The organism is Streptomyces sp. CB03238 (genome assembly GCF_002099185.1).
Lineage (GTDB): Bacteria > Actinomycetota > Actinomycetes > Streptomycetales > Streptomycetaceae > Streptomyces.
In genome coordinates, this window is the sequence record NZ_NBCN01000006.1 from 179,289 (window position 1) to 201,178 (window position 21,890).

Below are 21,890 nucleotides of genomic sequence, written 5' to 3' on the forward strand. Positions count from 1 at the left end.
GAGGTGGTCGGTCCTACAGCGAAGACCGTGGACAGTCGTCCGCTGCGGACTACTTCTTGCCCGGCTTCTTCTTGCCGGCGATGGCGCGACGCGGGCCCTTGCGGGTACGAGCGTTCGTGCTGGTGCGCTGGCCGTGGACCGGCAGACCGCGACGGTGGCGCAGACCCTGGTAGCAGCCGATCTCGACCTTGCGGCGGATGTCGGCCTGGATCTCGCGACGGAGGTCACCCTCGGTCTTGAGGTTGGCGTCCACGTACTCGCGGATCTTGACCAGGTCCTCTTCGGACAGGTCACGAACGCGGGTGTTCGGGTTCACACCGGTGGAGGCGAGGGTTTCCTTCGCCAGGGTGCGGCCGATACCGAAGACGTAGGTGAGTGCGACCTCCACACGCTTGTCGCGCGGGATGTCAACACCGGAAACGCGTGCCATTCAATGGCTCCTGTGTGTTCGGGGGTCTTCCGCAGTACCGATCCCGGCCGCCGTACGAGGTACGTTCCGGGTCCCCGGCCCCCGCCGGAGGTGTCGCCGGCCCTGTGAGGGCTTGGCGGGCACTGCGTATGTACGAAATTGCTCGCGTCGCGCGAAGAACTGCGGAGGTGCAGGTCGGCGTGCGTCAGCCCTGGCGCTGCTTGTGGCGCAGGTTGTCGCAGATGACCATGACCCGGCCGTGACGGCGGATCACCTTGCACTTGTCGCAGATCTTCTTGACGCTCGGCTTGACCTTCATGGGATGTGAGGTTCTCCGGGTCAGTGCCACCACCCCACGCGTGGGGCGCGACAAGATCTACTTGTATCGGTAGACGATCCGCCCACGCGTCAGGTCGTACGGAGACAGCTCCACGACGACCCGGTCGTCCGGGAGGATACGGATGTAGTGCATCCGCATCTTGCCGGAGATGTGCGCGAGGACCTTGTGACCGTTCTGGAGCTCTACCTTGAACATGGCGTTCGGCAGGGACTCGATCACGGTGCCCTCAATTTCGATGGCACCTTGCTTCTTGGCCACGCTTCGCCCTTCGAATCGGCTACCTTGATCGACTCTCGCCTCCGTGTGCGGACACACGGGTACACGAGAGCCGACGCATCAGTCTACGTCAGGCCCCTGGAAAAGACGAATCCGGAGAGCTTGCCCACCGGCGGAGATCGTTACCCCCGCCCCCGGAAGGCGACCGGCGGCAGGCACGGCCCACTGACCGGCCGCGTGCGCCACATGCCTCGCCGAGCCGAGAGGGGCCACGCCCCACCCACGGTCCTCCGCCGCCATAACGCGCGCCGGCCCGCCTCCGACCGCCCGGACGGTCACCGAGCCGCGCCGGGCCGTGACCGCGCCCGTCAGGCCAACGGGTCCGGGGCCGCCGTCACGCCCAGCTCCGCGAGCTTCGCCTTGCCGCCGACCCATCCCTGACGCCACTCTCGCGGGCTCGGCGCCCGGGGCGCCTCACAAGCGTCGAGCGGCTGCGCCGGCCTCCGACCGGCGGCCGCCGGCGGGCCCGTCAGGCCAACGGGTCCGGGGCCGCCGTCACGCCCAGCTCCGCGAGCTTCGCCTTGCCGCCGTCCGGGGCGGTCAGGACCAGGGGACCCTGCTCGGTGAGGGCCACGGAGTGCTCCCAGTGGGAGGACCAGGTGCCGTCCGTCGTGATGACGGTCCAGTCGTCCTCCAGGACCTCCGTGCGCGGCGTACCGAGCGAGACCATCGGCTCGATCGCGAGACAGAAGCCGGGCACCAGCTTCGGGCCCTTGCCGCGCTTGCGGGCGACGTAGTTCAGCAGGTGCGGGTCCATGTGCATCTCGGTGCCGATGCCGTGGCCGCCGTAGTCCTCGATGATCCCGAACTTGCCCAGGCTGTGCTCACCCGTCGCCGGGCGCGGCTGGCGGCGGATGTAGGACTCGATGGCCCGCGAGATGTCGACCAGCCGGTTGCCGTTCTTCATCGCGGCGATGCCGGCCCACATCGACTCCTCGGTCACCCGCGACAGCTCGATCAGCTCCGGGGCGTGGCCCGACCCCACGAACGCCGTGTACGCGGCGTCACCGTGCCAGCCGTCGACGATCGCGCCGCAGTCGATGGAGATGATGTCGCCGTCCTTCAGGACGACGTCGTCGCTCGGGATGCCGTGGACGACGACCTCGTTCACGGACGTGCAGATCGTCGCGGGGAACCCGCCGTACCCCAGGAAGTTCGACTTCGCCCCGTGGTCGGCGATCACCTTCCGCGCGACCTCGTCGAGGTCCTTCGTCGTCGCCCCGGGCACCGCCGCCTCGCGCGTCGCCGCGTGGATGGCGGCGACGACAAGCCCCGCCTCGCGCATCTTCGCGATCTGCTCGGGAGTCTTGATCTGCACCATGACGGCTGACGCCTTTCCAAACGGAGAACGGGGTGACCTCACCACGATACGGCCGTACGACAGCGGCCGCGGCGCCCCCGAAGGGCACCGCGGCCGAAGCACAGCAGCAACGTGGTACTACGCGGCCTTCTCGCCCCGCAGCGCCGCCATCGCCCGCCCGGTGACCTCGTCGACCTTGCCGAGCGCGGAGATGGTGACCACCAGGCCCTGGGCCTTGTAGTAGTCGATGATCGGCTCGGTCTGCGTGTGGTAGACCTCCAGCCGCTTGCGGACGGTCTCCTCGGAGTCGTCGTCGCGCTGGTACAGCTCACCACCGCAGGCGTCGCAGACGCCCTCGGTCTTCGGCGGCGCGTACGTCACGTGGAAGACGTGGGCGCTGTCGTTGCGGCAGATGCGGCGGCCCGCGATCCGCTTGACGACCTCGTCCTCCTCGACCTCCAGGTCCAGGACGGCGTCCAGCTTCATGCCCTCGCCGACGAGCATGGCGTCCAGCGCCTCGGCCTGGGCCACGTTGCGCGGGAACCCGTCCAGCAGGAAGCCGTTCACGGCGTCCGGCTGCTCCATGCGGTCCTTGGCCATCCCGATGGTGACCTCGTCGGGTACGAGGTTGCCGGCGTCCATGTACGCCTTGGCCTGCTTGCCCAGCTCCGTGCCCTGACTGATGTTGGCGCGGAACAGGTCGCCCGTGGAGATGTGCGGAATCGACAGGTTCTTGGCAAGGAACGCGGCCTGCGTTCCCTTGCCGGCACCGGGCGGTCCGACGAGGACGATTCGCATCAGCGGAGGAACCCTTCGTAATTGCGCTGCTGGAGCTGGCTCTCGATCTGCTTCACGGTCTCCAGCCCCACACCCACGATGATGAGGATGCTCGTCCCGCCGAACGGGAAGTTGGCATTGGCGCCACCGAAGCCTGCCAACGCCATCGTCGGCACAAGAGCGATCAGACCCAGATACAGCGAGCCCGGCCAGGTGATCCGGTTGAGCACGTAGCTCAGATACTCAGCAGTAGGTCGACCAGCCCGGATACCCGGGATGAAGCCACCATACTTCTTCATGTTGTCCGCGACTTCCTCGGGGTTGAACGAGATCGCCACGTAGAAGAAGGCGAAGAACACGATCAGGAGGAAGTACACGGTGATGTAGTACGGGTGGTCACCCTTGACGAAGTGGGCTTCGATCCAGGTTTTCCAGCCTGAGGTGCCGCTCGAGAACTGCGCGATCAAGGCCGGGATGTAGAGCAGCGACGAGGCGAAGATGACAGGAATCACACCTGCCTGGTTCACCTTGAGCGGGATGTAAGTGGACGTACCGCCGTAGGACCTGCGGCCGATCATGCGCTTCGCGTACTGCACCGGGATGCGGCGCTGGGCCTGCTCGACGAAGACCACCAGGGCCACCATCACGAAGCCGATCAGGATGACGGTGCCGAACTCGATCCAGCCCTGGGCGAGCTTGCCGCTCACCTTGATGGCCCACAGGGCGCCGGGGAAGCCGGCGGCGATCGAGATGAACATCAGGATCGACATGCCGTTGCCGATGCCGCGGTCGGTGACGAGCTCACCGAGCCACATCACAACGGCGGTGCCGGCCGTCATGGTGATGACCATCAGGATGGTCACGAAGATCGACCGGTCCGGAACCACCTGGCTCGCCACGGTGCAGCCACTGAACAGCGCGCCGGTACGGGCGGTCGCCACCAGACCGGTGCCCTGCAGGATCGCGAGGGCGATCGTCAGATAACGCGTGTACTGCGTGATCTTGGCGGTGCCCGCCTGTCCCTCCTTCTTGAGGGCCTCGAGGCGCGGGATGACGACGGTCAGCAGCTGCAGGATGATGCTCGCCGTGATGTACGGCATGATGCCGAGCGCGAAGATGGTGATCTGCAGAAGCGCGCCGCCGCTGAACAGGTTCACCAGGCCGAGCAGGCTGTTGCCGCCCTTGCTGGCCTCGTCCACACACTGCTGGACGGACTGGTAGTCGACACCGGGGACCGGGATGTGGGCCCCGAGCCGGTAGATCACGATGATGCCCAGCGTGAAGAGCAGCTTCTTGCGCAGGTCGGGCGTCTTGAACGCCCGGGCGAACGCGGTGAGCACGGTGCCTCCTGCGACCCCCGCGTTACGCGCGTGAGGGTGACGGTTTGGTATGTGAGTAGATACAAACACGGCAGCCTTACGCCACGGAGGCAGACTGCCGGGACACTAACAGCGGCTACCATACCCGGCCGCCACGCCCGCGTGAAACGTCGCTGAGCCACGTCAACTGCGGGTAACCCGAATCGTCCCCGGGTCGGCGGGCGCCTCGGTCCCACACAGGACAACGGCGCAGCGGCGCGTTTGGCGCCCGACTCCGTGCGGACCCGGTGAAGATGTCCGAAAGCCGCCGTGGACCGGCGTGAAGCAGCATGGCCCAGCAGCCGGAGCCGACGGGGCAGGAGCCGGCGCCGAGCCGACACGAAAAGAGCCTGGCCGACGCCCACGAGGGGTGCCGGCCAGGCTCTTTTCCGTCAGTGTCCGTCAGGACAGAGCTCAGACGAGCTCGGTGACGGTGCCGCCCGCGGCGGCAATCTTCTCCTTGGCGGAGCCGGAGACGGCGTCAACCGAAACCTGCAGCGCCACGGAGATCTCGCCCTGGCCCAGGACCTTGACGAGGCTGTTCTTGCGCACCGCGCCCTTGGCGACCAGGTCGGCCACCGTGACCTCGCCACCCTCGGGGTAGAGCGAGGCGAGCTTGTCCAGGTTCACGACCTGGTACTCGGTGCGGAACGGGTTCTTGAAGCCCTTCAGCTTCGGAAGGCGCATGTGGAGGGGCATCTGCCCACCCTCGAAGCGCTCCGGAACCTGGTAGCGGGCCTTCGTACCCTTGGTACCACGACCAGCGGTCTTACCCTTGGACGCCTCACCACGACCCACACGGGTCTTGGCGGTCTTGGCGCCCGGGGCAGGCCGGAGGTTGTGGGCCTTCAGCGGGCTGTTCTCCGCCATGTCAGTCAACCTCCTCAACCGTCACGAGGTGGCGGACGGTGTGCACCATGCCGCGGAACTCGGGGCGGTCCTCCTTGACAACCACGTCGCCCAGGCGCTTGAGGCCCAGGGTACGCAGGGTGTCGCGGTGGTTCTGCTTGCTGCCGATGTACGACTTCGTCTGCGTGACCTTGAGGCGAGCCATTACGCACCCGCCCCTGCACGCGCACGGAGGAGAGCCGCGGGGGCGACGTCCTCGAGGGGCAGACCACGGCGAGCCGCGATCTCCTCGGGACGCTGCAGGCCCTTGAGGGCCGCCACGGTCGCGTGCACGATGTTGATCGCGTTGGACGAGCCGAGCGACTTCGACAGGATGTCGTGAACGCCGGCGCACTCGAGCACCGCACGCACCGGGCCACCGGCGATAACACCGGTACCGGGGGAAGCAGGCTTGAGCAGGACGACGCCCGCGGCCTTCTCGCCCGTGATCGGGTGCGGGATGGTGCCCTGGATACGGGGGACCTTGAAGAAGTGCTTCTTGGCCTCCTCAACACCCTTGGCGATGGCGGCCGGCACCTCCTTGGCCTTGCCGTAACCGACACCCACGGTGCCGTCACCGTCGCCCACCACGACCAGCGCGGTGAAGCTGAAGCGACGACCACCCTTCACAACCTTGGCGACGCGGTTGATCGCGACAACGCGCTCAACGTACGCGGTCTTCTCGGCGGCAGCAGCGCCGCCGTCACGGCCCTTCCGGTCCCGCCGCTCGCCGCCACCGGCACCGCTTCCGCGGCGCTGGGGTCCAGCCATTGGAATTACCTCTCTTCGTTTTCCGCTGAGCTACGGAACCGGCTCAGAACTTGAGCCCGGCTTCGCGGGCGGCGTCCGCCAGGGCGGCAATGCGCCCGGCGTACTGGTTGCCGCCACGGTCGAACACGACAGCCTCGATGCCGGCGGCCTTGGCACGCTCGGCCACGAGCTGGCCGACCTGCTTCGCCTTCGCCGACTTGTCGCCTTCGCCGCCGCGGATGGACGCGTCCAGGGTGGACGCCGACGCGAGGGTGTGACCCGCGATGTCGTCGATGACCTGAGCGGTGATGCCGCGGTTGGAACGCGTGACGACCAGGCGCGGACGCTCGGTCGTACCCGCGATCTTCTTGCGGATGCGGATGTGGCGACGCTTCAGAGCAGCGCCCTTGTAGGCCTTGCCCTTGGCAATCTTCACGCCGTATGCCATGGCTTACTTACCAGCCTTTCCGACCTTGCGGCGGATGACCTCACCCGCGTACTTCACGCCCTTGGCCTTGTAGGGGTCGGGCTTGCGAAGCTTGCGGATGTTCGCGGCGACCTCGCCGACCTTCTGCTTGTCGATGCCCTCGACCGAGAACTTGGTCGGGGACTCGACCTTGAAGGAGATGCCCTCGGGCGCCTCCACCAGGATCGGGTGGCTGTAGCCGAGCTGGAACTCCAGGTTGGAGCCCTTCGCGGCCACGCGGTAACCGACACCGCTGATCTCGAGCGCCTTCGTGTACCCCTGGGTCACACCGGTGATCATGTTGGCCACCAGCGTGCGGGACAGGCCGTGGAGGGCCTTGTTCTGACGCTCGTCGTTCGGACGGGTGACGTTGAGAACGCCGTCCTCGCCCTTAACGATCTCGATCGGCGCGGCGACGGTGTGGCTCAGGGTGCCCTTGGAACCCTTCACCGTGACCGTGCGGCCCTCGATGGTGACGTCCACGCCGGCGGGAACCGTGATGGGGAGCTTGCCAATACGCGACATTAGCTTTTCCTCCGTTCCCGACTACCAGACGTAGGCGAGGACTTCCCCACCCACGCCCTTCTTCTGCGCCTGCTGGCCGGTCAGGAGGCCGTGGGACGTGGAGATGATCGCCACGCCCAGACCGCCGAGGACCTTCGGCAGGTTGGTGGACTTCGCGTAAACCCGCAGGCCGGGCTTCGAGATCCGCTTGATGCCCGCGATGGAGCGCTCACGGTTCGGACCGAACTTGAGCTCGAGGACGAGGTTCTTGCCAACCTCGGCGTCCTCGACGCGCCAGCCCGTGATGAAGCCCTCCTGCTGGAGGATTTCCGCGATGTGAGACTTGATCTTGCTGTGCGGCATCGTCACGGAGTCGTGGTACGCCGAGTTCGCGTTCCGCAGACGCGTAAGCATGTCTGCGATCGGATCAGTCATGGTCATGAATTGGCCTTCGGCCTCTCTCGCCGGGGTTTCCTGTATGCGCCATCCCTCTCCCCGCTCATGGGCGGGACGGGTGCGGTGCGGGGACCTACGGCGTAGTAAGTCGTACGGGCGGCAGGCGCCCAACCCCACAAGCCTACGACATGTGGAGAGGGGCTCCTGCCGACCAGATGCTTACCGAGAGACTCCGGTCATCCCAAGTAAGGGATTACCAGGAGCTCTTGGTCACGCCCGGCAGCTCGCCACGGTGAGCCATCTCACGGAGGCACACGCGGCACAGGCCGAACTTGCGGTAGACGGAGTGCGGACGACCGCAGCGCTGGCAGCGGGTGTACGCGCGCACGCCGAACTTGGGCTTGCGGGCAGCCTTCGCGATGAGAGCCTTCTTCGCCATCTCGCTTACGCCTCCTTGAACGGGAAGCCGAGGTGACGGAGGAGCGCACGGCCCTCTTCGTCGTTGGTCGCCGTGGTCACCACGGTGATGTCCATACCCCGGACACGGTCGATCTTGTCCTGGTCGATCTCGTGGAACATGACCTGCTCCGTGAGACCGAAGGTGTAGTTGCCACGGCCGTCGAACTGCTTGGGGGACAGGCCGCGGAAGTCGCGGATGCGCGGGAGCGCCAGCGACAGGGTGCGGTCCAGGAACTCCCACATGCGGTCGCCACGGAGCGTGACGTGGGCACCGATCGGCTGGCCCTCACGCAGCTTGAACTGCGCGATGGACTTGCGGGCCTTCGTGACGGCCGGCTTCTGACCGGTGATCGTGGTGAGGTCCTTGATGGCACCCTCGATCAGCTTGGAGTCGCGGGCGGCGTCGCCCACACCCATGTTGACCACGATCTTCACGAGGCCGGGAACCTGCATGACGTTCTCGTACGAGAACTCCTCACGCAGCTTGCCCGCGATCTCCTCGCGGTACTTCGTCTTGAGACGCGGAGTGGTGGTGGTAGCCATCAGATGTCCTCACCCGTCCGCTTGGCAACGCGGATCTTGTTGCCCTCGTCGTCGAAGCGGTAACCGACGCGCGTGACGACCTTGTTGCCGTCCTTCTCCACGACGAGCTGAACGTTGCTCACGTGGATCGGGGCCTCGGTCGTGACGATGCCACCGGTCTGGGAACCGCGAGCGGTCTGACCGGCCTTGGTGTGCTTCTTGACCCGGTTGACACCCTCGACCAGGACGCGGTCCTCACGGGGGAAGGCCGCGATGACCTTGCCCTGCTTGCCCTTGTCCTTACCGGTGATGACCTGAACCAGGTCGCCCTTCTTGATCTTCATGCTTACAGCACCTCCGGCGCGAGCGAGATGATCTTCATGAACTTCTTCTCGCGCAGCTCACGGCCCACGGGGCCGAAGATACGGGTGCCGCGAGGGTCGCCGTCGTTCTTCAGAATGACGGCGGCGTTCTCGTCGAAGCGGATGTACGAGCCGTCCTGGCGGCGGCGCTCCTTGACGGTGCGAACGATGACCGCCTTGACGACGTCACCCTTCTTCACGTTGCCACCGGGGATCGCGTCCTTGACGGTGGCGACGATGACGTCACCGATGCCCGCGTAGCGGCGACCGGAACCACCGAGAACACGGATGCAAAGGATCTCCTTGGCACCAGTGTTGTCGGCGACACGCAGTCGCGACTCCTGCTGGATCACGTCTATCTCCTGATTGTCTGCCGGTTCCCGGCAGGGGCGCCTCTTGCGAGGTCAGCCCCTGCCGAGCCTGGCGGAACGAACTCGGGGGAAACCCCCCGAGCGATTACTTGGCCTTCTCGAGGATCTCGACGACGCGCCAGCGCTTGGTCGCGGACAGCGGCCGGGTCTCCATGAGGAGGACACGGTCGCCGACACCCGCGGCGTTCTGCTCGTCGTGCGCCTTGAGCTTGTTCGTACGGCGGATGACCTTGCCGTACAGCGCGTGCTTGACGCGGTCCTCGACGGCGACGACGACGGTCTTGTCCATCTTGTCGCTGACGACCAGACCCTCGCGGGTCTTGCGGAATCCGCGCTCGGTCTTTGCAGTCTCAGTCACGTTGTTCTCGCTCATCAGGCGCTCTCCACCGTCTCGATGCCCAGCTCGCGCTCACGCATCAGGGTGTAGATCCGGGCGATGTCCTTACGGACGGACTTGAGCCGACCGTGGTTCTCGAGCTGGCCCGTCGCCGCCTGGAAGCGGAGGTTGAACAGCTCTTCCTTGGCCTCGCGGAGCTTGTTGAGAAGCTCCTCGTTGCCCAGCTCGCGCAGCTCGGACGCCTTGGTACCGGCCGACATCACAGCTCACCTGCCTCGCGCTTGACGATCTTGCACTTCATCGGCAGCTTGTGGGCGGCACGAGTCAGGGCCTCACGCGCGATCTTCTCGTTCGGGTAGGACAGCTCGAACATCACCCGACCGGGCTTGACGTTCGCGACCCACCACTCCGGCGAACCCTTACCGGAACCCATGCGGGTCTCGGCAGGCTTCTTGGTCAGCGGGCGGTCCGGGTAGATGTTGATCCAGACCTTGCCGCCACGCTTGATGTGGCGGGTCATCGCGATACGGGCCGCCTCGATCTGGCGGTTGGTCACGTACGCCGGAGTGAGGGCCTGGATGCCGTACTCGCCGAACGCAACCTGCGTACCACCCTTGGACATACCGCTGCGCTTCGGGTGGTGCTGCTTGCGGTGCTTGACCCTACGGGGGATCAGCATTTCGGTCAGGCCTCCGTTCCGGTGCTCTCAGCCGGAGCAGCGGCAGCGGCCTCGGCCTTGGGGGCCTCGGCAGCGGAACCGGTCTGCTGCGGCTTGCGACCGCGACCGCCACGCTCGCCACCGCGGCCACCACGGCCGGCGGGGCGGTCAGCGCCACCACGGGCCGGGCGGTTGCCGGCGCGGGCAGCGGCGTTCTCGGCGCGGACCTCGGCGATGTTCTTGACGTCGCCCTTGTAGATCCAGACCTTCACGCCGATGCGGCCGAAGGTGGTCTTGGCCTCGAAGAAGCCGTACTCGACGTTCGCGCGGAGCGTGTGCAGCGGCACACGGCCCTCGCGGTAGAACTCCGAGCGGGACATCTCGGCGCCGCCGAGACGGCCACCACACTGGATCTTGATGCCCTTGGCGCCCGCCTTCATCGCCGACTGCATGCTCTTACGCATGGCGCGGCGGAAGGAGACGCGGGAGGACAGCTGCTCGGCAACGGCCTGGGCGACCAGCTGAGCGTCGACCTCGGGGTTCTTGACCTCGAGGATGTTCAGCTGGACCTGCTTGCCCGTGAGCTTCTCGAGGTCGCCGCGGATGCGGTCGGCCTCGGCGCCACGGCGGCCGATGACGATGCCGGGACGAGCGGTGTGGATGTCCACCCGCACGCGGTCACGGGTGCGCTCGATCTCCACCTTCGAGATGCCGGCGCGCTCCATGCCGGACGTCATCATCCGACGGATGGCGACGTCTTCCTTGACGTAGTCCTTGTACAGCTTGTCGGCGTACCAGCGCGACTTGAAGTCGGTGGTGATGCCGAGCCGGAACCCGTGCGGGTTTACCTTCTGGCCCATTACCGGGTTCCTTCCTTGCTGCTGACGACCACGGTGATGTGGCTGGTCCGCTTGCGGATCCGGTAGGCACGGCCCTGGGCACGCGGACGGAACCGCTTCAGGGTCGGGCCCTCGTCGACGTACGCCTCGCTGATGAACAGCGAAGAGGCGTCCGTGTGGTCGTAGTTGTGCGCGGCGTTGGCAATGGCGCTGTCCAGCACCTTGCCCACCGGCACGCTCGCGGCCTGCGGGGCGAAACGCAGGACCGCCTGAGCCTCCGTGGCGTCCATGCCACGGATGAGGTCCACCACGCGGCGGGCCTTCATGGGCGTGACGCGGATGTACCGCGCCTGGGCCCTGGCTTCCATGGTTGTCCCTTCAGTGTCTGACACGTTCGTCATGGTCTTTCACCCCGCTACTAGCGGCGCTTCGACTTCCGGTCTTCCTTGACGTGACCCCGGAAGGTGCGCGTCGGCGAGAACTCGCCGAGCTTGTGGCCGACCATCGACTCGGTGACGAACACCGGGATGTGGGTCTTGCCGTTGTGCACCGCGATCGTGTGGCCGAGCATGGCCGGGACGATCATCGAGCGACGGGACCAGGTCTTGATGACGTTCTTGGTGCCTGCTTCGTTCTGCGTGTCCACCTTCTTGATCAGGTGGTCGTCGACGAAGGGCCCCTTCTTGAGACTGCGCGGCATCTAAACCCGCTCCTAGCGCTTCTTGTTCGTCTTGCGGCGGCGGACGATGTACTTGTTGCTCGCCTTCTTGGGAGAACGAGTACGACCCTCCTTCTGACCCCAGGGGGAGACCGGGTGGCGACCACCGGAGGTCTTGCCCTCACCACCACCGTGCGGGTGGTCAACCGGGTTCATCGCCACACCGCGGACGGTCGGGCGAACACCCAGCCAGCGCTTACGGCCGGCCTTGCCCCAGTTGATGTTCGACTGCTCGGCGTTGCCGACCTCGCCGATGGTGGCGCGGCAGCGGACGTCGACCAGGCGGATCTCACCGGACGGCATGCGCAGGTGGGCCATCTGGCCCTCCTTCGCGAGCAGCTGCACGGAGGCACCCGCGGAGCGGGCGAACTTGGCGCCACCACCGGGACGGAGCTCGATCGCGTGGATCGTGGTACCGACCGGGATGTTGCGCAGCGCCAGGTTGTTGCCGGGCTTGATGTCGGCGCCGGGGCCGTTCTCGACCCGGTCGCCCTGGTTCAGGCCACGCGGGGCGATGATGTAGCGCTTCTCGCCGTCCACGTAGTGGAGGAGCGCGATGCGCGCGGTGCGGTTCGGGTCGTACTCGATGTGAGCGACCTTGGCCGGCACGCCGTCCTTGTCGTGACGACGGAAGTCGATCACGCGGTAGGCGCGCTTGTGGCCACCGCCCTGGTGACGGACGGTCACACGACCGGTGTTGTTACGGCCGCCCTTGCTGTGCAGGGGGCGGACCAGCGACTTCTCCGGCGTGGACCGCGTGATCTCGACAAAGTCGGCGACGCTGGAGCCACGACGGCCCGGAGTCGTCGGCTTGTACTTGCGGATACCCATTTCTCAGTCCTCGTCCGATATTCGGACCAGGGCGCTCCGTTAGGAGGCCTGGCCGAAGATGTCGATACGGTTGCCCTCAGCAAGGGTCACGATGGCGCGCTTGGTGTTCGCGCGCTTACCGAAACCGGTGCGGGTGCGCTTGCGCTTGCCCTGACGGTTGATCGTGTTCACCGACGCGACCTTGACCGAGAAGACCGCCTCGACGGCCTGCTTGATCTGGGTCTTGTTCGCGGTGGGGGCCACGATGAACGTGTACTTGTTCTCGTCGAGCAGCGCGTAGCTCTTCTCGGAGACAACCGGCTTGACGAGAACGTCGCGCGGGTCGGAGAAGGTCTTGCTGGTGATCTCGGCCATCAGGCCTCGCTCCCCTCGTTGTCATCGGCCTTGGGGCCAGACACGAAGGACTCGAAGGCGGCCTTGGTGAAGACCACGTCGTCGGAGACGATCACGTCGTACGTGTTCAGCTGGCCCGGCTCCAGGATGTGCACCTGGGGCAGGTTGCGGGCGGACAGCCACGCGGCCTCGTCGGCGCGCTCGACGACCAGGAGCAGGTTCTTGCGCTCCGAGATCTTGCCGAACAGCGTCTTGGCGGCCTTGGTGGAGACCTCGCCCTCGACCACGCCGGTGACGACGTGGATACGGGAGTGACGCGCCCGGTCCGAGAGGGCACCGCGCAGGGCGGCGGCCTTCATCTTCTTCGGGGTGCGCTGCGAGTAGTCACGCGGCACGGGGCCGTGGACGACGCCACCGCCGGCGAACTGCGGGGCGCGGGTCGAACCCTGACGGGCGCGGCCGGTGCCCTTCTGGCGGTACGGCTTCTTGCCACCACCGCGGACTTCGCCACGGGTCTTGGTCTTGTGCGTGCCCTGGCGGGCAGCGGCCAGCTGGGCGACGACGACCTGGTGGATCAGCGGAACGCTGGTCTTCGCGTCGAAGATCTCCGCGGGGAGCTCGACGGTACCGGCCTTGTCGCCTGCCGGCGAAAGGATGTCAATGGTGCTCATCGTTACCTCAGGCCCCCTTGGCCGCGGTACGGACCAGGACGAGGCCGCCGTTCGGACCGGGGACCGCGCCCTTGATGAGCAGCAGACCCTTCTCCGCGTCAACGGCGTGGACGGTCAGGTTCTGGGTGGTGACCCGCTCGTTGCCCATGCGGCCCGCCATGCGGAGGCCCTTGAACACACGGCCCGGGGTGGCGCAGCCACCGATGGAACCGGGCGAGCGGTGCTTGCGCTGGGTGCCGTGTCCGGCGCCCAGGCCACGGAAGTTGTGGCGCTTCATGACACCGGCGAAGCCCTTGCCCTTGCTCTTGCCGGTGACGTCGACCTTGATGCCCGCCTCGAAGACCTCAGCGGTGATCTCCTGGCCGAGCGTGTACTCGGAGGCGTCAGCGGTGCGGATCTCCACCAGGTGGCGGCGCGGGGTGACGTCGGCCTTGGCGAAGTGACCCTTGAGGGGCTTGTTCACCTTGCGCGGGTCGATCTCGCCGAAGGCGATCTGGACCGACTCGTAGCCGTCAGTGTCGTTGGTGCGGACCTGGGTGACGACGCAGGGCCCGGCCTTGACGACGGTCACCGGGACGACCCGGTTGTTCTCGTCCCAGACCTGGGTCATGCCGAGCTTCTCGCCCAGGACGCCCTTAATGTTCTTAGCCATCTCGCGCGTCACCTCAGAGCTTGATCTCGATGTCGACGCCGGCCGGCAGGTCGAGACGCATCAGCGAGTCAACCGTCTTCGGCGTGGGGTCGAGGATGTCGATGAGGCGCTTGTGCGTGCGCATCTCGAAGTGCTCGCGCGAGTCCTTGTACTTGTGCGGCGACTTGATGACGCAGTACACGTTCTTCTCAGTGGGCAGCGGCACCGGGCCCGCGACCGACGCACCAGTGCGCGTCACCGTCTCGACGATCTTCTTCGCCGACGAGTCGATGACCTCGTGGTCGTAGGCCTTGAGCCGGATGCGGATCTTCTGTCCCGCCATGGCTACTCAGTAGTCCTGTCTCTCGTAACGCTCTGGAACCTGGTGGGTTCGCGTTCTTTCTCCGACCCACGCGGTCGGGCGTGTCGCATCCCCTCTACGCAGATCTCCCGAAGGATTTCCCAACCAAGGGGGTGCGGGCCCGAGGACCGCGCTGTGCTCAATGAAGAGCGTCGGGGGCAGAACACCCACCGGGTGCCTGGTCGGCGCCCCGCCCACGCTTCCCGAAAGATTCCCGTACGTCCGCCCCTGATCAGGAGCGACGAGTACTGTGGGACTCGCTTCCGGTCCTCCCGGCGGGAGGCGCGCAGCATCGGCACTCAACCGAGCAACCCCGACAGTCTGCCATACGGGTCGCTGCCGACGCCAATCGAGCCGAAGAGATTACCCCGCGGGGTGTGCCTGTCAAACCGCGGCACACCCCCACCCTCAGCGGAACATCCTCTTCCGCACCCGTGCGTCAGGTGCGGGTCACGGTGCCGCACTCCTGGGACAGCTCATCCAGGGGCTTGCTGCGGTCGTAGGGGTCGACCTCCCTGCCGCTGCCCCCGCCGTCCTCCCCGGCCACCAGGTCCGAGAGGAACTGCGGGTGCAGGAAGCCGTCGCCGTCGCGCGAGCAGTCGTCGTTGCCGGCGCTCTCCTCCATGCGCAGGACATACAGCTTGCCCGGCGTCGTACGGATCTTGTCGGGGTCGTACAGGGCGAGGGTCAGCTGCCGGCGCACGACGGTCCGGGCGACCTCGGTGGCGCCGGGGTCCGCCTTCACCACCGGGTAGACGAAGGTGTAGTCGGCGTGCACGAGCACCTGGCCGTCCCGGTCGCCCTTCTCGTACGTCAGCCTGCCCTGGACCTTGACCACGTCGCCCGCCGGACGGACTTCGGACGGGGCGAAGCGGCTGAAGACCCACAGCGGATTCCGGTCCGCGCCCGGGTCGGTGAGGGCCTTCTCCAGCAGGACGCGCCCGTCGGCCTGGAGCGGGTCCAGCAGGTCCAGCGCCGCCCGGGGCCGCTCGCCCCTGAGCGTGGCGGGGTCCAGATTGGCGGCGACGAGCAGCTTCTTGGTGCTGGTGAGCGCGTGGGCGACTTGCTCCTCGGTCATCCCGCCGACGGCCTTCGCACCGGGTACCGCGATCCCCGCGGCGCCGTCCGCCCAGTCGGCCGCGGGCGAGCCCCTGAAGGGCTCCTTGAGCGTGGGCGTGTCGCCATCGGCCCTTCCCGCCGGGGGCGCGGCGGTGTCGGCGTACCCCGTCCCGCGGGTGGTGAACCGGTCGGTGACCAGCTCCGGGCGTACGGCGACGACCACGAGCCCCACCGCCAGCAGCATCCCGAGCGCCCCGGCCAGGCGCCGGCGCCGGGTGGCGCGGCCGTCCAGCTCCCGCCAGGCCGGCCCGGTGCGCCAGCCCTCGGGCTGCGCGGAGCGGGCGACCCGCGCCGCACGCGCGGCGCGCTCATCGGCCGACGGCTCCTTGGGGACGCCCAATGGAATGGGGCGGTGACGGCTGGGCTTGGCGGCTGACCGCCGTCTCTGGGTTGCGGTACAAGACCTCGCTCCGGTGGGTGGTGGGTGCGCGGCAGTGGCATGGGGCATCCGGGCCCGGCTCGGCGACTGCGGGCGGGTGAGGGGTCGGGGTTCAGGCAGGTGGCTGGCGTGGGGTGGTGGCTGGGCCTGGGTGGAGCCGCTGGGACCGGTGTCTCTTGGTTCCCGGGGTGGGGATGGAGGCGGTGGAGACGCGGTCGGGGGTTTGGTGCCTGGCCCGTGCTGGTCTTTTGGGGCTGGGGGTCTGTCACCGGTCCCGCTTCCCTGCAGGGGGACGCCTCACCAGCCTCCTTGGTCACACAGCACCGGGGGCGGGAAGTTGTGTGCGGTGTCGGACACCTTCCCGCCGTGGGTGTCCGGCTCGGGTGTCCTATTGCGCACACAACTCCGGCGAGGCGATACGGCTGGGACTGGAAGGGCCGGAGGGGCCGCCCCTTTCGAGGGCTGACCTGGCCCTGCCCGAGTGGCCGGGAGGCCGTGGCCCTGGGCCCCGGTCGGAGCCAGGGCCGCGCCCCAGCCCTGCTGTCCTGGCCGCCCGGTGCCCGCCGTGCCCTGGCCGCTCGGCTCCACCCGCCCCAACCCCGCACCCACCCCGGCCACCTGCCTGAACCGCAGCCCTCCGCCGGACCGCAGTCGCCGAGCCGGGCCCGGATGCCCCATGGCACTGGGGCGCACCCACCACCCACCGGAGCGAGGTCCTGTACCGCAACCCAGAGACGGCGGCCTGCCGCCAAGCCCACCAGCCACCGCCCCATTCCACTGCCGCGCCTGCCCCGGCCCGGCCGCCTCGGCTACGAACGCCGGCAGAACGGCTGGCCCTCCGGGTGCCTGCTCCCCGGGGCCGCCCTCCGAGAGAAAACGTGCGGGTGGAGGCGGCCTGTCAAGGGTGGGCGAAGCCCATCGGCGAAGCCGACGCGAAGCGCCCTTGACAGGGCGCCGGAGCCCGCGACTCTCGGAAGGGAGGGCGGCCCGGAACGGCAACCATGAACAGAAGGCCCGCCCCCCCGGGGCGCTGGTGAGGAGGCACAGTGGGTGGGGAAGGAGGCATCCGTGCGGACCAGCGAGGAGATCTACCACCGGCTCCTGTGGGATCCCCGGTTCGATCCCGCCCGGTTCATGATCGGCGTACGTCTGCGGGAGGCGGGTCCCGGGCGGGTGCGGCTGACCGACTTCGTACCGGGCGGCGACATCCCGTGGCACCGGGTGCTGTTCTTCGAGGCGGACGGCGAGGTGGTGTGGGACCGGACCACGGGCGTGGACCGGCTCGACGCGACCGACGCCGGGCGGGTACGGACTCTCGATGTGCCGCCCACGCCACGCACGGCGGTGGCATGGCTGCCGCCCGACGAGCTGTGGCCGCCGATCCAGGCCGTCCGCCGGGACCACGACCCCCAGATCCAGCGTTGGCCGCCGCATGTGAACCTGCTCTTCGGCTTCGTGCCCGAGGAGGACTTCCCGCGTTCCGCGCCCCTGCTGGCCTCGGCGGCCGCCGGGATCGCCCCCTTCCCCGCGCGCCTGGCCGGCATCCACACCTTCCGGCACCGGGACAGCTCCACGGTGTGGCTGGACCCGGCGGCTGCGGACGACCGGCCGTGGGCCGACCTGTACCGGGCGCTGTGCCTCCGCTTCCCCTCCTGCACGGGCCGCCACCCGGGCTTCACCCCGCACCTGAGCCTCGGCCGCACCCGCCACCCCGGTGAGGTCACCGCCGCGTGCGCCGAGCGGCTGGGCACCTGGGGTCCCATGACCGCGCGGGTGACCGATGTGGTCGTGCTCTCCCGGCGCGGTGACGAGCCGATGCGGGTGCGGGCGAGGGTCGCGCTGGGCAGCGGCAAGGTGCGGTGGACGGGCGGTGGGGCGCTTTCTTAGAAACCTCTTAGGCGCGGGCCGCACGCTCGCCCGCATGGTCCCTCCCGAAGAGCACTCACCCGTACGTCCTGGACACCGCGACACCGTGGGCGCCGCGCGCAGGCGGCGCAACCGCGTCCTCGGAGTCGCCGCCGCCCTCGTCGTCACCGTGGGCACCGCGTCCGCCGGTTACGCCGCGTTCGCCGGCCCCGATGGGCGGCCCCCGCTCGCCGCGATGCCCCGGGTGCACGGCGGTGCCGTCGACTTCCGTGTGGCGGGCGGCACCATCACGGTCGATACGGCCACGCTGCGGCTGACCGGGCACGCCCGGGGCGGGGCCACCGTCCCCGTCTCCGACGCGGCCGCCGACGACCTGGGCAAGCCCGGCGAGGTCGAGGTGGACGGCTCGCGCGCCTCGTGGTCGTACCCCTCCAAGAGGCTGCGGGTCACCGCCGCGGCCGAACGCGGACGGCTGCGGATGACGGTGCGCGCCCAGGAGGACGGCACTCTGGCATGGCCGGTGACCGGCAAGGACGATGCCAAGCATGCCTCGTTGCAGATCCCGCGGGGCGAGGGGCTGTCCGTGCCCGCCACGGACCGGTTCTGGAACTCCCCCGAGGCAGGCCTCGCGGGCACCGAGGCCGACCTGGCGACCGGTTCCCTGACCCTGCCGCTGTGGGGCTACACCACGGGCGGGCACGGTGTCAGCTACCTCGTCCCGGAGAGCGTCGGGACGTCGCTCGCCTTCGCCTCGACGGGCGGGAAGCTGAACGCGACGGCCAAGCACGAGTTCTCCCAGCGGGAGAAGACCCTCGACTACACCGTCACCTTCTCCCTCACCTCCGCCTCCCCCGTCGCCCCGGCCGCCGACTACCACCGCTGGCTGCGCGAGCACGGCGAGTCGCGCACGCTCAAGCAGAAGATCGCCCAGAACCCGGAGATCAGGAAGCTGCTCGGCGCCCAGCACGCCTACCTGTGGGGCGGCGCCCGCGACACGAAGGCCATCCAGCGGCTGCGCGAGCAGGGCAACACACGGCTGTGGCTCGGTTACGACGCCGACGGCAAGCCCATGAACGAGCAGGCGGTCGCGACCGCCAAACGTCAGGGGTACGTCGTCGGCCCGTACGACACGTACGCCAACGGCCAGGATCCCCGGACCGCCGACACCCCGGTGGCCAAGTGGCCCGGCACCGTCCACCCCGACCACTGCGTACGCACCTGGAAGGGCGAGATCAAGACGGGCTTCGGCAACCGGGGCTGCTACCTCAGCTCGGAGGCGTTCGCCAGGACGGAACCCACCAAGCACTACCTGGCCGAGCACACCCGGGAGCTGACCAAGAACGGCGCCAACAGCGTCTTCCTGGACGTCGACGCGGCCGGTGAGCTGTTCAGCGACTTCTCCACCGACCACCCGATGACCAAGAAGCAGGACCGGGCCAACCGCCTGCACCGCATGCGTACCCTCGCGGACAAGAACCGCCTCGTCCTCGGCTCGGAGTCCGCCGTCTCCTGGTCGGCACCGGTGCTCGCGTTCAACCACGGCTCCCAGACGCCGGTGAACGACCGCCTCTGGCCCTTCCAGAAGGACAAGGCGTGGGGCACCTGGTACCCGGCCGGCGCGCCCGGGGTCTTCTTCAAGCCCGTCGAGCTGCCCGCCGCGCTGGCGAAGTCGATGTACGACCCCACCTACCGCGTTCCGATGTACCAGACCGCGCTGCACGACTCCCTCATCAGCACGGAGCGCTGGGAGATGCCGTACGACAAGTTCCCCGCCCAGAAGACGAACCGCGCGCTGCTGTCCGTGCTCTACAACACCCCGCTCAACTTCGTCCTCGGCGACGAGAACCTGGACACCACCGGCCGGGAAATGGCCCGCCTCCAGCGCTACTTCGCCCCCCTGCACCAGGTGGCCGGCACCGAACGACTGACGGACTTCCGCCACCTGACCAAGGACCACCTGGTCCAGCGCTCGGTCTTCGGCGACGGCGTGCTGACGGTGACAGCCAACTTCGGCTCCAAGGCGTACGCCGGTCTCCCGGCGGGCTGCGTCGATGCCGAGCTGAAGGGCGACGCCAAACCCCGACGCCTCTGCCCCGCGAACGGCTAGGCGCGGGACGCGTACGCCACGAAGTCGGCCCAGGCGGCGGGCGCGAGGGCGAGCCGGGGACCCTCGACGTTCTTGGAGTCGCGGACGTGGACGGTGCGGGGCGTGGTGGCGACCTCGACACACGAGTCGCCCTCGGTGCCGCTGCTGTAACTGCTCTTGAACCAGGCCAGCTCGGAGGCGTCCCCGGCAGAGATCTTATGGATCATGTTTCTCCCAGCACTTGCTCGATGAAGGCCAGCGACTCCCCAGGGGTGAGAGCCTGAGCCCGGATGGTGCCATACCGCAGCTCAAGGATCCGGAGCTGTTTCGGATCAGAAGTTGGGCGCCCATTGAAGGCCCCGTCTGAACGCCCAACAGCGGTGCCGTCTCCGAACTTCAGCACTTCGATCCGCCCGTCCAGTCCGGGGTGTGGCCCGCTATAGGTCGGCATCACCTGGAGTGAGACGTTACGCAAACGGCCCACCTCCAGCAGGCGTTCGAGTTGCTGACGCCAGACCATTGTGCCGCCGACGGGTCGCCGCAACGCAGCCTCTTCCTGGACGAAGCTGAGCGCCGGTGCGGGCGACCGCTCAAAGATCGACTGCCGGCCGACGCGGGCAGCCACCATACGCTCCACCTCGTCCTGCGAATATGCGGGCTGCCGCGCCTCGAACAAGGCACGGGCATGCTCCGGCGTCTGCAACAGGCCGTGAACGCTATTGCTCTCGTAGACCCCGATCTCAACCGCCCGCGCCTCCATCCGCGCCAGGTCCCGGACCTTCTTCGGGTACCGAACCTCCGCCACGTCCTGCTTCATCGCGGCGATGAGCCCACCGGCCCGCAGCACCTCGTCCGCCCTGTCCAGGTACTCGGGCCTCGGGATCCGCTTCCCGGCCTCGACCTTGTAGACCAGGTCCTCCCCGTACCCGATGGCCTCGCCGAACTCCCCCGCCCGCATACCGGCGGCCTCGCGCCGCAGCCGGAGCTGGCGCCCGACCGTCGCGATGACGGCCGCGCCGGACTCGTCGTCGGGGTCGACCTCCCAGCCGGGCTCATCCGTCGTGCCGTCTTCCACGCTCACGCTCATTCGCGCCACCTCCGCCGTACCGCGCAGTACCTGGACGCCCCCTGCCCATACGCCCCTCCGGACAGGCCGGACAGCACCGGACAAGCTCCGGACAGTCACCGTACGCATCCACTGCGTGACTGGTGCTCGAAAGCGACCCGCCGCCAGGCTTTGTGACGTGAACCACAAAACCGACGAACTCCTTGCCCCTGCCCTCCACTTCAGCGTGCAGCTCTCCCCCACACCACGCGGCGCCCGCCTCGCCCGCCTGCTCGGCGCCGAGCGGCTGCGCGCATGGGAGCTGCCGTACGGAGTCGCTGACGCGGCCGAGCACGTCATGGCCGAGCTGGCAGCGAACGCCGCCATCCACGCCCGCGTGCCGGGCCGGGACTTCCGCGTCGCCCTCCGGGTCACGGACGGCGGCCGAACGCTCCGCGTGGAGGTGACCGACACACGGGCGGACCGACTCCCGAGCCGCCGCCCACCCGGCCTCGGACTGGTGATCGTCGAGGCGCTCGCGGGCCGGTGGGGCGTGGCGCTCGGACCGGTGCCGCGCAAGACGGTGTGGGCCGAGTGGGACCTGGTCGCACCGGGACGCGGTTTTCCGGGTTCCGGTGGCCCCGGCGGTCTACCCAAAGAAACGAAAGAGTAGAAAGAACCCCGCCAAACCCCACCCCTCCCTCCCGCCCACCGGACCAGCCCACTCACTCGGGTGAACATCCCCAACTGGACTGGCGCGGCGCCGGGTTGCGTGTTCTACGCTCACCGCGACACACAACCGCACAATGCGACGGCCCCCGCCGGGACTGGCATCCCG

At 68.2% G+C, this 21,890-nt stretch carries 32 protein-coding genes and 1 pseudogene; 3 read left to right on the forward strand and 30 right to left on the reverse strand.

The genetic code is table 11. The annotated features are described in order from the left end of the window. Positions 1-49: 49 nt before the first annotated feature. From rpsM to BKD26_RS12230, 28 genes are all read right to left on the reverse strand, one after another. Positions 50-430 carry a 30S ribosomal protein S13 gene (gene rpsM, locus BKD26_RS12090; protein WP_064069941.1) on the reverse strand — a complete coding sequence of 127 codons (381 nt, stop codon included), beginning with the start codon at positions 428-430 and terminating at the stop codon, positions 50-52. Positions 431-614: 184 nt separating this feature from the next. Then, positions 615-728 carry a 50S ribosomal protein L36 gene (gene rpmJ, locus BKD26_RS12095; RefSeq protein ID WP_003956441.1) on the reverse strand — a complete coding sequence of 38 codons (114 nt, stop codon included), beginning with the start codon at positions 726-728 and terminating at the stop codon, positions 615-617. A gap of 57 nt (positions 729-785) precedes the next feature. Further along, positions 786-1,007 (reverse strand): translation initiation factor IF-1, encoded by a 222-nt coding sequence (gene infA, locus BKD26_RS12100; protein WP_003956442.1) that lies wholly within the window; start codon positions 1,005-1,007, stop codon positions 786-788. Positions 1,008-1,494: 487 nt separating this feature from the next. Next, complete coding sequence (gene map, locus BKD26_RS12105) at positions 1,495-2,346, reverse strand: type I methionyl aminopeptidase (protein ID WP_084897850.1); 852 nt, start codon at positions 2,344-2,346, stop codon at positions 1,495-1,497. Positions 2,347-2,463: 117 nt separating this feature from the next. Beyond that, positions 2,464-3,123, reverse strand: a complete 660-nt coding sequence (locus BKD26_RS12110; RefSeq protein WP_084897851.1) for an adenylate kinase — start codon at positions 3,121-3,123, stop codon at positions 2,464-2,466. Further along, positions 3,123-4,442: a preprotein translocase subunit SecY gene (secY, locus tag BKD26_RS12115; protein WP_084897852.1), complete on the reverse strand. Its 1,320-nt coding sequence runs from the start codon at positions 4,440-4,442 to the stop codon at positions 3,123-3,125. The genes BKD26_RS12110 and secY overlap by 1 nt, the downstream gene beginning before the upstream one ends. A 432-nt stretch (positions 4,443-4,874) precedes the next feature. Further along, positions 4,875-5,330 (reverse strand): 50S ribosomal protein L15, encoded by a 456-nt coding sequence (rplO, locus tag BKD26_RS12120; RefSeq protein ID WP_073753492.1) that lies wholly within the window; start codon positions 5,328-5,330, stop codon positions 4,875-4,877. 1 nt (position 5,331) lies between these two features. Then, positions 5,332-5,514, reverse strand: coding sequence for a 50S ribosomal protein L30 (gene rpmD / locus BKD26_RS12125; RefSeq protein WP_073753490.1), 183 nt, complete (start codon positions 5,512-5,514; stop codon positions 5,332-5,334). After that, the gene (gene rpsE, locus BKD26_RS12130; protein ID WP_006376045.1) at positions 5,514-6,119 is read right to left on the reverse strand and encodes a 30S ribosomal protein S5; all 606 of its coding nucleotides are present in this window, start codon (positions 6,117-6,119) and stop codon (positions 5,514-5,516) included. The genes rpmD and rpsE overlap by 1 nt, the downstream gene beginning before the upstream one ends. A 43-nt stretch (positions 6,120-6,162) precedes the next feature. After that, a complete protein-coding gene (rplR, locus tag BKD26_RS12135; protein ID WP_031076680.1) occupies positions 6,163-6,546 on the reverse strand; it encodes a 50S ribosomal protein L18 in 384 nt (127 codons plus the stop codon). Positions 6,547-6,549: 3 nt separating this feature from the next. Beyond that, positions 6,550-7,089 carry a 50S ribosomal protein L6 gene (gene rplF / locus BKD26_RS12140; protein WP_064069946.1) on the reverse strand — a complete coding sequence of 180 codons (540 nt, stop codon included), beginning with the start codon at positions 7,087-7,089 and terminating at the stop codon, positions 6,550-6,552. 21 nt (positions 7,090-7,110) lie between these two features. Continuing rightward, entirely contained in the window at positions 7,111-7,509 is a 399-nt protein-coding gene (gene rpsH, locus BKD26_RS12145; RefSeq protein WP_084897853.1) for a 30S ribosomal protein S8, read from the reverse strand. A gap of 208 nt (positions 7,510-7,717) precedes the next feature. Further along, positions 7,718-7,903: a type Z 30S ribosomal protein S14 gene (locus tag BKD26_RS12155; protein WP_003956452.1), complete on the reverse strand. Its 186-nt coding sequence runs from the start codon at positions 7,901-7,903 to the stop codon at positions 7,718-7,720. 5 nt (positions 7,904-7,908) lie between these two features. Next, entirely contained in the window at positions 7,909-8,466 is a 558-nt protein-coding gene (rplE, locus tag BKD26_RS12160) for a 50S ribosomal protein L5 (protein ID WP_073753487.1), read from the reverse strand. Further along, positions 8,466-8,789: a 50S ribosomal protein L24 gene (gene rplX / locus BKD26_RS12165; protein ID WP_019888758.1), complete on the reverse strand. Its 324-nt coding sequence runs from the start codon at positions 8,787-8,789 to the stop codon at positions 8,466-8,468. Before rplX ends, rplE begins: the two co-directional genes overlap by 1 nt. Before the next feature lie 2 nt (positions 8,790-8,791). Then, positions 8,792-9,160: a 50S ribosomal protein L14 gene (gene rplN, locus BKD26_RS12170; protein ID WP_003956455.1), complete on the reverse strand. Its 369-nt coding sequence runs from the start codon at positions 9,158-9,160 to the stop codon at positions 8,792-8,794. 103 nt (positions 9,161-9,263) lie between these two features. Further along, positions 9,264-9,551, reverse strand: coding sequence for a 30S ribosomal protein S17 (gene rpsQ, locus BKD26_RS12175; RefSeq protein WP_031076673.1), 288 nt, complete (start codon positions 9,549-9,551; stop codon positions 9,264-9,266). Continuing rightward, a complete protein-coding gene (rpmC, locus tag BKD26_RS12180; RefSeq protein WP_015035581.1) occupies positions 9,551-9,775 on the reverse strand; it encodes a 50S ribosomal protein L29 in 225 nt (74 codons plus the stop codon). Before rpmC ends, rpsQ begins: the two co-directional genes overlap by 1 nt. Then, positions 9,775-10,194, reverse strand: a complete 420-nt coding sequence (gene rplP / locus BKD26_RS12185; protein WP_073753483.1) for a 50S ribosomal protein L16 — start codon at positions 10,192-10,194, stop codon at positions 9,775-9,777. The genes rpmC and rplP overlap by 1 nt, the downstream gene beginning before the upstream one ends. A gap of 5 nt (positions 10,195-10,199) precedes the next feature. Next, positions 10,200-11,033 (reverse strand): 30S ribosomal protein S3, encoded by an 834-nt coding sequence (rpsC, locus tag BKD26_RS12190; RefSeq protein ID WP_084897854.1) that lies wholly within the window; start codon positions 11,031-11,033, stop codon positions 10,200-10,202. Then, the gene (rplV, locus tag BKD26_RS12195; RefSeq protein WP_009327087.1) at positions 11,033-11,380 is read right to left on the reverse strand and encodes a 50S ribosomal protein L22; all 348 of its coding nucleotides are present in this window, start codon (positions 11,378-11,380) and stop codon (positions 11,033-11,035) included. The genes rpsC and rplV overlap by 1 nt, the downstream gene beginning before the upstream one ends. Before the next feature lie 50 nt (positions 11,381-11,430). Then, entirely contained in the window at positions 11,431-11,712 is a 282-nt protein-coding gene (gene rpsS / locus BKD26_RS12200; protein WP_073753479.1) for a 30S ribosomal protein S19, read from the reverse strand. A gap of 12 nt (positions 11,713-11,724) precedes the next feature. Beyond that, positions 11,725-12,561 carry a 50S ribosomal protein L2 gene (gene rplB / locus BKD26_RS12205; RefSeq protein WP_018847502.1) on the reverse strand — a complete coding sequence of 279 codons (837 nt, stop codon included), beginning with the start codon at positions 12,559-12,561 and terminating at the stop codon, positions 11,725-11,727. Between the two features lie 39 nt (positions 12,562-12,600). Beyond that, on the reverse strand, positions 12,601-12,915 hold the full coding sequence (gene rplW, locus BKD26_RS12210) for a 50S ribosomal protein L23 (protein WP_073753477.1): 315 nt from the start codon (positions 12,913-12,915) through the stop codon (positions 12,601-12,603). Beyond that, complete coding sequence (rplD, locus tag BKD26_RS12215; protein WP_064069951.1) at positions 12,915-13,565, reverse strand: 50S ribosomal protein L4; 651 nt, start codon at positions 13,563-13,565, stop codon at positions 12,915-12,917. Before rplD ends, rplW begins: the two co-directional genes overlap by 1 nt. A 7-nt stretch (positions 13,566-13,572) precedes the next feature. After that, a complete protein-coding gene (rplC, locus tag BKD26_RS12220) occupies positions 13,573-14,217 on the reverse strand; it encodes a 50S ribosomal protein L3 (RefSeq protein ID WP_031076660.1) in 645 nt (214 codons plus the stop codon). Positions 14,218-14,230: 13 nt separating this feature from the next. Next, entirely contained in the window at positions 14,231-14,539 is a 309-nt protein-coding gene (gene rpsJ, locus BKD26_RS12225) for a 30S ribosomal protein S10 (protein ID WP_003948644.1), read from the reverse strand. 457 nt (positions 14,540-14,996) lie between these two features. Further along, positions 14,997-16,016, reverse strand: coding sequence for a hypothetical protein (locus tag BKD26_RS12230; RefSeq protein WP_241518612.1), 1,020 nt, complete (start codon positions 16,014-16,016; stop codon positions 14,997-14,999). Between the two features lie 1,107 nt (positions 16,017-17,123). On the opposite strand from BKD26_RS12230, the pseudogene BKD26_RS12235 reads away from it, so the two are divergent. Beyond that, positions 17,124-17,918 (forward strand): annotated as a pseudogene (locus BKD26_RS12235) (RNA repair domain-containing protein); the annotation flags it as partial. A 58-nt stretch (positions 17,919-17,976) separates the two neighbouring features. Next, positions 17,977-20,028, forward strand: coding sequence for a glycoside hydrolase (locus BKD26_RS12240; RefSeq protein WP_084897857.1), 2,052 nt, complete (start codon positions 17,977-17,979; stop codon positions 20,026-20,028). Here BKD26_RS12240 and BKD26_RS12245 read toward each other — a convergent pair. Next, positions 20,025-20,234 carry a DUF397 domain-containing protein gene (locus BKD26_RS12245; protein ID WP_084897858.1) on the reverse strand — a complete coding sequence of 70 codons (210 nt, stop codon included), beginning with the start codon at positions 20,232-20,234 and terminating at the stop codon, positions 20,025-20,027. The two genes, BKD26_RS12240 and BKD26_RS12245, sit on opposite strands and share 4 nt — an antisense overlap. After that, entirely contained in the window at positions 20,231-21,094 is an 864-nt protein-coding gene (locus BKD26_RS12250; protein ID WP_084897859.1) for a helix-turn-helix transcriptional regulator, read from the reverse strand. Before BKD26_RS12250 ends, BKD26_RS12245 begins: the two co-directional genes overlap by 4 nt. 157 nt (positions 21,095-21,251) lie before the next feature. Between BKD26_RS12250 and BKD26_RS12255 the strand changes: the two genes are divergently transcribed. Continuing rightward, entirely contained in the window at positions 21,252-21,725 is a 474-nt protein-coding gene (locus tag BKD26_RS12255) for an ATP-binding protein (RefSeq protein WP_084897860.1), read from the forward strand. The last annotated feature ends 165 nt before the right edge of the window (positions 21,726-21,890 follow it).